Consider the following 6,151-nt stretch of genomic DNA (forward strand, 5'->3'; position numbering starts at 1 on the left):
GATTTTGTCCGATTAGCGCGTATCTTCGGCGCATGCCCACGCCCTACGGATCCCGCGGCGGCATGGCGTTCAGCGCCGCCGAGCTGCGCGTGCTCAGGCGCACCCTCGCCCATGCCCTCCAGTCCTCCACGGCCCCCCTGACGGCGCCCGAAGTGCAGGACTGCCTGCGCCTCGCGCAGTCGGTGGACGAAGCGGTCCAGGAGGCGGGCCGGCTCAGAGCGTTCCTCCTCGCCGACCTCCTGCGCTACCGCAGCGCCCTGCCCGGCAGTCTCACCGGGTACCTGGAGCTGCTCCAGGACGCCCTGGCCGCCGGCTACGAGCCCGCACCGGACGATCTGGCCGCCCTGCGCGCGCTCCGTGCCAACCCGGTCGCAGCGGCCCTCCTGGAGCGCGCCCAGGCCGTCGCCGGGCGCGCCCTGAAGCGCCGAATGCCCGCCGCCCCGCCGCCCCGCACGAGGCTGCTGGCCCTGGCCGGCGGCCGGGACTCCCACGGCGCCGGCGGCCGGGACCCCCTCGGCCGGGAGGCCGCGGACGGGTCCCGCGGCGGTGGCCGGGGCGGCGCCCAGGAGCCGCCCCGTCCCCAGCCGTCACGCCCGTCCCCGGAGCCCCCGCCGCGCCCCGAGCGGCCCGTCCCGACCCCCGGCGAGGTGTTCCCGCCGCGCCGGAAGCCCACCCCGCCCCCGGCGGCCGGCCTGGCGGCCGGCTAGCTAGGCTGGGGTCATGGACTACGTTTCCGCGCTCGTTCCCCCGTTCGTGATGGCCGGCTTCTTCATCGCTCTCGTCGTGACGATCGTGAAGAGCCAGGGCGGCGCCAACAAGGCCAAGGAGGACGCGGCCGTCGACGCCGCGCTCTCCCGCGCCGAAGCCGCGCAGCAGGCGCAGCCCCGCCCGTAACGGGCGGGTGTTCCGGGCGTACGGCCTCCGGGCCGCACGCCCGGTTTTTGTTGCCCGGTGTCGCGTGAATGGCCGGGCAATTCCCCACAATCCGCACTATCGTGCTGGTGTGCCTCGCCCCTTGGGAGAACTCGAAGACGCGGTCATGACGCGGGTGTGGCAGTGGAACCGCCCGGTCACCGTACGTGAAGTCCTGGAAGACCTCCAGCAGGAACGGTCCATCGCGTACACCACGGTGATGACCGTTATGGACAATCTCCATCAGAAGGGCTGGGTCCGCCGGGAAGCCGAAGGCCGCGCCTATCGGTATACGGCGGTTTCCACCCGCGCCGCCTACTCGGCCGCACTGATGAACGAAGCCTGGTCGACGAGCGACAGCCCCGCGGCTGCTCTGGTGGCCTTCTTCGGCATGATGTCCCCCGAACAGCGAGAAGCACTCCGCGACGCCATCCGGATCGTCCAGCACGACGAGGAGTCGGCCGCCGAGCCGGCCTCCGGCCCCGCTCCGCAGCCCGCCCCGGAGGCCCCGGAGCCGGCTTCCGAACCCGCCCCCGAGCCCCCCTCCGGCGTCGAAGGGGACTCCGCCGAGGACCGCCCCGCCCCGGGGCGATAGCGTCCGGTCATGGCCGAGATTTCCGCTGCCCCAGCAAAAACGGTGACCATCCGCCGTGCCCGTACCGGGGATGTCCGCGCACTGCGCCGCCTCCTCGACCAGTACGTGCAGCAGCGGATCCTCCTCGACAAAGCCCCGGTGACCCTTTACGAGGACATCCAGGAGTTCTGGGTCGCGGAACGCCTCTCGGACGGCCGGGTGGTGGGCTGCGGCGCACTCCACGTGATGTGGGAAGACCTCGCCGAAGTGCGCACCCTCGCCGTCGACCGCGAGTTGCAGGGGGCGGGAGTCGGCCATCAGCTGCTCGCGCAGTTGTTGGACACCGCCCGCGCGCTGGGGGTCCGCCGGGTTTTCTGCCTCACCTTCGAAGTGGACTTCTTCGCGAAGCACGGCTTCGTCGAGATCGGGGAGACGCCGGTCGAGACCGATGTGTACATGGAGCTCCTGCGTTCCTATGACGAGGGCGTTGCCGAGTTCCTCGGTCTCGAACGAGTGAAGCCGAACACCTTGGGCAACAGCCGGATGCTTCTGCACCTCTGAACGATCACGTCGGCTTTTCCCGGGCTCCGCGCACCTGTGGCCTATGTCCGAATCGCGCACGTTTCCCTCCTCGTTGCGGTCCTGAACCTCTCCCGGGGGTTTGTGTTTTTCAGGGAAAAGCGGTTTCCTTTCCGCGTACTGCTTTTCGATGAAAGGAAATCCGGTGGCACAGAAGGTTCAGGTCCTTCTTGTCGACGACCTCGACGGTGGCGAGGCGGACGAGACCGTGACGTTCGCTCTGGATGGCAAGACCTACGAGATCGACCTCACCACCGCCAACGCGGAAAAGCTCCGTGGTCTGCTCGAGCCGTACACCAAGGGCGGTCGCCGCACCGGCGGCCGTGCCGCCGCGGGCCGCGCCAAGGGCCGGGCCGCAGCGAGCTCCGGCAACCCGGACACCGCCGAGATCCGCGCCTGGGCCAAGGCCCAGGGGATGAACGTCAACGACCGCGGTCGCGTCCCGGCGGAAATCCGCGAGGCCTACGAGAACGCCAAGGGCTGACCCCGTACCGGCGTACGCCGCCACAGCCGTGCCCGGTGGCACTCCGTCGCCGCCGCGGCGACCAGGCGTACGAGATCGGGCGCGGCAGCTCCCTGCCGAAGGCCCACGCCGCCCTGCCCAGGACCGGGCAGGGCCGGCAGCAGCGCCTCGCACCCCTGCTCGGGGGGTCGCAGCCACACGGCGGCCCCCCGGGGACTTCCCCCTGCGGCCCGGCCGGGGGGAACCGGAGCCGTGATCCGGCCGCCCGCACCCAGGGCGGTGAGGTCGAGGGCCACTCCGCCCCACTCCAACCAGTCGAGCAGCCCCGGCAGCTCGTCCGCGGCCCCCGCCGCCACCAGGAACCGCATCCTGCGCCCCATGAGGGCGACCGGACCGGTGGCCACGGGCCGGCGCAGCAGCTCCGCCCCCGCGTCGGACGGCAGCTCCAGTACGTCGAACCGGGTTCCGGTGACCAGCTGGGCGGGCGGCCCGCCCGCGACGGTCCAGCCGAGCACCCGCTCGTACCAGGACGCGCAACCGTCCTCCGGAGCGGTGCGGGGCGCGGGAACGGTGAAGGCCATGACAGGAGCAACTCCGAAGGGCCCCGCGAGTTACGCTGTGCACTCCGACCAATGCGGAACGTAAAGCTCCAGGGGGTGGAGTCCCACATTCGGGACCGAATCGTGTTCGCCCGTAGCGGAGGGACCCTGTGCCGGGGGCATGGACTGTCGGTGCTTACGGGTAAGACATTCCTAGTGGATCGGGGCGACACGCTGATTTGAGCGGGTTCCGTTCGCCATCGGCGTACACGTGTGACGGGTATCTGCCTGGCCTGCGGGAACATCGTCTCGCACCATCGGGTTGGAGCAGTTGTCGGCTGTTGGAGCCGGTTTTCCCCACTGACGTGGGGGTGAGCCGCGGACGGATGTCGGCAGTTGGAATGAGCTGTCCCGCCCCGCGGGACTAGCATGCGGAAGGACAGGGCGGGGACCGACCCCGAACTGCCCGACCGCTCTGAGGAGCGATAAACGATGTTCGAGAGGTTCACCGACCGCGCGCGGCGGGTTGTCGTCCTGGCTCAGGAAGAAGCCCGGATGCTCAACCACAACTACATCGGCACCGAGCACATCCTCCTGGGCTTGATCCACGAGGGTGAGGGTGTCGCCGCTAAGGCCCTGGAGAGCCTCGGGATTTCGCTCGAGGCTGTTCGCCAGCAGGTTGAGGAGATCATCGGTCAGGGCCAGCAGGCCCCGTCCGGCCACATCCCCTTCACCCCGCGGGCGAAGAAGGTCCTGGAGCTCTCGCTCCGAGAGGCCCTCCAGCTCGGCCACAACTACATCGGCACCGAGCACATCCTGCTGGGCCTGATCCGCGAGGGCGAAGGCGTCGCGGCCCAGGTCCTGGTCAAGCTGGGCGCCGATCTCAACAGGGTCCGGCAGCAGGTCATCCAGCTGCTCTCCGGCTACTCCGGCGGAGGCAAGGAGTCGGCCACGGCAGGCGGCCCGGCCGAGGGCACCCCCTCGACCTCGCTCGTCCTGGACCAGTTCGGCCGCAACCTCACCCAGGCGGCCCGCGAATCCAAGCTCGACCCGGTCATCGGGCGCGAGAAGGAGATCGAGCGGGTCATGCAGGTGCTGTCCCGCCGCACCAAGAACAACCCGGTCCTCATCGGCGAGCCCGGCGTCGGCAAGACCGCCGTCGTCGAGGGCCTGGCCCAGGCCATCGTCAAGGGCGAGGTGCCCGAGACCCTCAAGGACAAGCACCTCTACACCCTCGACCTGGGTGCGCTCGTCGCCGGCTCCCGCTACCGCGGTGACTTCGAGGAGCGCCTGAAGAAGGTCCTCAAGGAGATCCGCACCCGCGGCGACATCATCCTGTTCATCGACGAGCTCCACACCCTCGTGGGTGCGGGTGCAGCCGAGGGCGCGATCGACGCCGCCAGCATCCTCAAGCCGATGCTGGCCCGTGGTGAGCTGCAGACCATCGGTGCCACCACGCTCGACGAGTACCGCAAGCACCTGGAGAAGGACGCGGCCCTGGAGCGCCGCTTCCAGCCGATCCAGGTGGCCGAGCCGTCGCTGCCGCACACGATTGAGATCCTCAAGGGCCTGCGCGACCGCTACGAGGCCCACCACCGTGTCTCCATCACGGACGAGGCCCTCGTCCAGGCGGCCACCCTGGCCGACCGGTACATCTCGGACCGCTTCCTGCCGGACAAGGCGATCGACCTGATCGACGAGGCCGGCTCCCGGATGCGCATCCGCCGGATGACCGCGCCGCCGGACCTCCGCGAGTTCGACGAGAAGATCGCGGCCGTGCGCCGGGACAAGGAGTCGGCGATCGACTCCCAGGACTTCGAGAAGGCGGCCTCCCTCCGCGACAAGGAGAAGCAGCTCCTCGCTGCGAAGGCCAAGCGCGAGAAGGAATGGAAGGCCGGCGACATGGACGTCGTCGCCGAGGTCGACGGCGAGCTGATCGCCGAGGTCCTCGCGACCGCGACCGGCATTCCCGTCTTCAAGCTCACGGAGGAGGAGTCCTCGCGGCTGCTCCGCATGGAGGACGAGCTCCACAAGCGGGTCATCGGCCAGAAGGACGCCATCAAGGCGCTGTCCCAGGCGATCCGCCGTACCCGTGCGGGTCTGAAGGACCCGAAGCGCCCGGGTGGCTCGTTCATCTTCGCCGGCCCGTCCGGTGTCGGTAAGACCGAGCTCTCGAAGACGCTCGCCGAATTCCTCTTCGGTGACGAGGACGCGCTGATCTCCCTCGACATGTCGGAGTTCAGCGAGAAGCACACGGTTTCCCGCCTCTTCGGTTCGCCCCCCGGCTACGTGGGCTACGAAGAGGGCGGCCAGCTCACCGAGAAGGTGCGCCGCAAGCCGTTCTCCGTCGTCCTCTTCGACGAGGTCGAGAAGGCCCACCCGGATATCTTCAATTCCCTTCTCCAGATCCTGGAGGACGGTCGACTGACCGACTCCCAGGGCCGGGTCGTGGACTTCAAGAACACGGTCATCATCATGACCACCAACCTGGGCACCCGGGACATCTCGAAGGGCTTCAACCTGGGCTTCGCCGCCCAGGGCGACGTCAAGACCGGCTACGAGCGCATGAAGGCCAAGGTCAACGAGGAGCTGAAGCAGCACTTCCGCCCCGAGTTCCTGAACCGTGTCGACGACACGGTGGTCTTCCACCAGCTGTCGCAGGAAGACATCATCCAGATCGTCGACCTGATGATCGCCAAGGTGGACGAGCGCCTGAAGGACCGCGACATGGGCATCGAGCTCAGCGGCGAGGCCAAGCTCCTGCTGGCCAAGCGCGGCTACGACCCGATCCTGGGTGCGCGTCCGCTGCGCCGCACGATCCAGCGCGAGATCGAGGACATCCTCTCCGAGAAGATCCTCTTCGGTGAGCTGCGTCCCGGTCACATCGTGGTCGTCGGCACGGAGGGCGAGGGCGAGACCACCAAGTTCACCTTCCGCGGCGAGGAGAAGTCGGCCCTGCCGGACCTCCCGCCGATCGAGGCCACGGGCTCGGGCCCGGACCTGAGCAAGGGCTGACGGCCCGCCCGCGCCGCGGGCAGCCGTACGCACGAAAGGGGCGGCCCCGGAACCACATGGTTCCGGGGC

General features: G+C 69.4%; 7 protein-coding genes. 6 read left to right on the plus strand and 1 reads right to left on the minus strand.

Features of this window, described 5'->3' with window-relative positions; genetic code table 11:
• Window positions 1-32 precede the first annotated feature (32 nt).
• From ACFV7Q_RS05500 to ACFV7Q_RS05520, 5 genes are all read left to right on the plus strand, one after another.
• Window positions 33-707, plus strand: a complete 675-nt coding sequence (locus ACFV7Q_RS05500; protein WP_385423843.1) for a hypothetical protein — start codon at window positions 33-35, stop codon at window positions 705-707.
• Between the two features lie 13 nt (window positions 708-720).
• A complete protein-coding gene (locus ACFV7Q_RS05505) occupies window positions 721-894 on the plus strand; it encodes a hypothetical protein (protein ID WP_385423845.1) in 174 nt (57 codons plus the stop codon).
• A 109-nt stretch (window positions 895-1,003) separates the two neighbouring features.
• Window positions 1,004-1,507 carry a BlaI/MecI/CopY family transcriptional regulator gene (locus tag ACFV7Q_RS05510; protein ID WP_385423847.1) on the plus strand — a complete coding sequence of 168 codons (504 nt, stop codon included), beginning with the start codon at window positions 1,004-1,006 and terminating at the stop codon, window positions 1,505-1,507.
• Window positions 1,508-1,516: 9 nt separating this feature from the next.
• Window positions 1,517-2,047: an amino-acid N-acetyltransferase gene (locus ACFV7Q_RS05515; RefSeq protein ID WP_385423849.1), complete on the plus strand. Its 531-nt coding sequence runs from the start codon at window positions 1,517-1,519 to the stop codon at window positions 2,045-2,047.
• A gap of 163 nt (window positions 2,048-2,210) precedes the next feature.
• On the plus strand, window positions 2,211-2,549 hold the full coding sequence (locus ACFV7Q_RS05520; RefSeq protein ID WP_360639990.1) for an Lsr2 family protein: 339 nt from the start codon (window positions 2,211-2,213) through the stop codon (window positions 2,547-2,549).
• On the opposite strand, the gene ACFV7Q_RS05525 is transcribed toward ACFV7Q_RS05520, so the two are convergent.
• The gene (locus ACFV7Q_RS05525; RefSeq protein WP_385423851.1) at window positions 2,528-3,109 is read right to left on the minus strand and encodes an SCO3374 family protein; all 582 of its coding nucleotides are present in this window, start codon (window positions 3,107-3,109) and stop codon (window positions 2,528-2,530) included. The genes ACFV7Q_RS05520 and ACFV7Q_RS05525 overlap by 22 nt on opposite strands.
• A 450-nt stretch (window positions 3,110-3,559) precedes the next feature.
• Between ACFV7Q_RS05525 and ACFV7Q_RS05530 the strand changes: the two genes are divergently transcribed.
• A complete protein-coding gene (locus tag ACFV7Q_RS05530; protein WP_385423853.1) occupies window positions 3,560-6,082 on the plus strand; it encodes an ATP-dependent Clp protease ATP-binding subunit in 2,523 nt (840 codons plus the stop codon).
• Window positions 6,083-6,151: the final 69 nt, after the last annotated feature.

The organism is Streptomyces sp. NPDC059851, from assembly GCF_042732005.1.
Taxonomy (GTDB): Bacteria; Actinomycetota; Actinomycetes; order Streptomycetales; family Streptomycetaceae; genus Streptomyces.

What these genes read in the sequence shown, in the direction of transcription:
- ACFV7Q_RS05500 (WP_385423843.1), top strand. Translation starts at nt 33, where the DNA reads ATGCCCACGCCCTACGGATCCCGCGGCGGCATGGCGTTCAGCGCCGCC.
- ACFV7Q_RS05505 (WP_385423845.1), top strand. Translation starts at nt 721, where the DNA reads ATGGACTACGTTTCCGCGCTCGTTCCCCCGTTCGTGATGGCCGGCTTC.
- ACFV7Q_RS05515 (WP_385423849.1), top strand. Translation starts at nt 1,517, where the DNA reads ATGGCCGAGATTTCCGCTGCCCCAGCAAAAACGGTGACCATCCGCCGT.
- ACFV7Q_RS05525 (WP_385423851.1), bottom strand. Translation starts at nt 3,109, where the DNA reads ATGGCCTTCACCGTTCCCGCGCCCCGCACCGCTCCGGAGGACGGTTGC.
- ACFV7Q_RS05530 (WP_385423853.1), top strand. Translation starts at nt 3,560, where the DNA reads ATGTTCGAGAGGTTCACCGACCGCGCGCGGCGGGTTGTCGTCCTGGCT.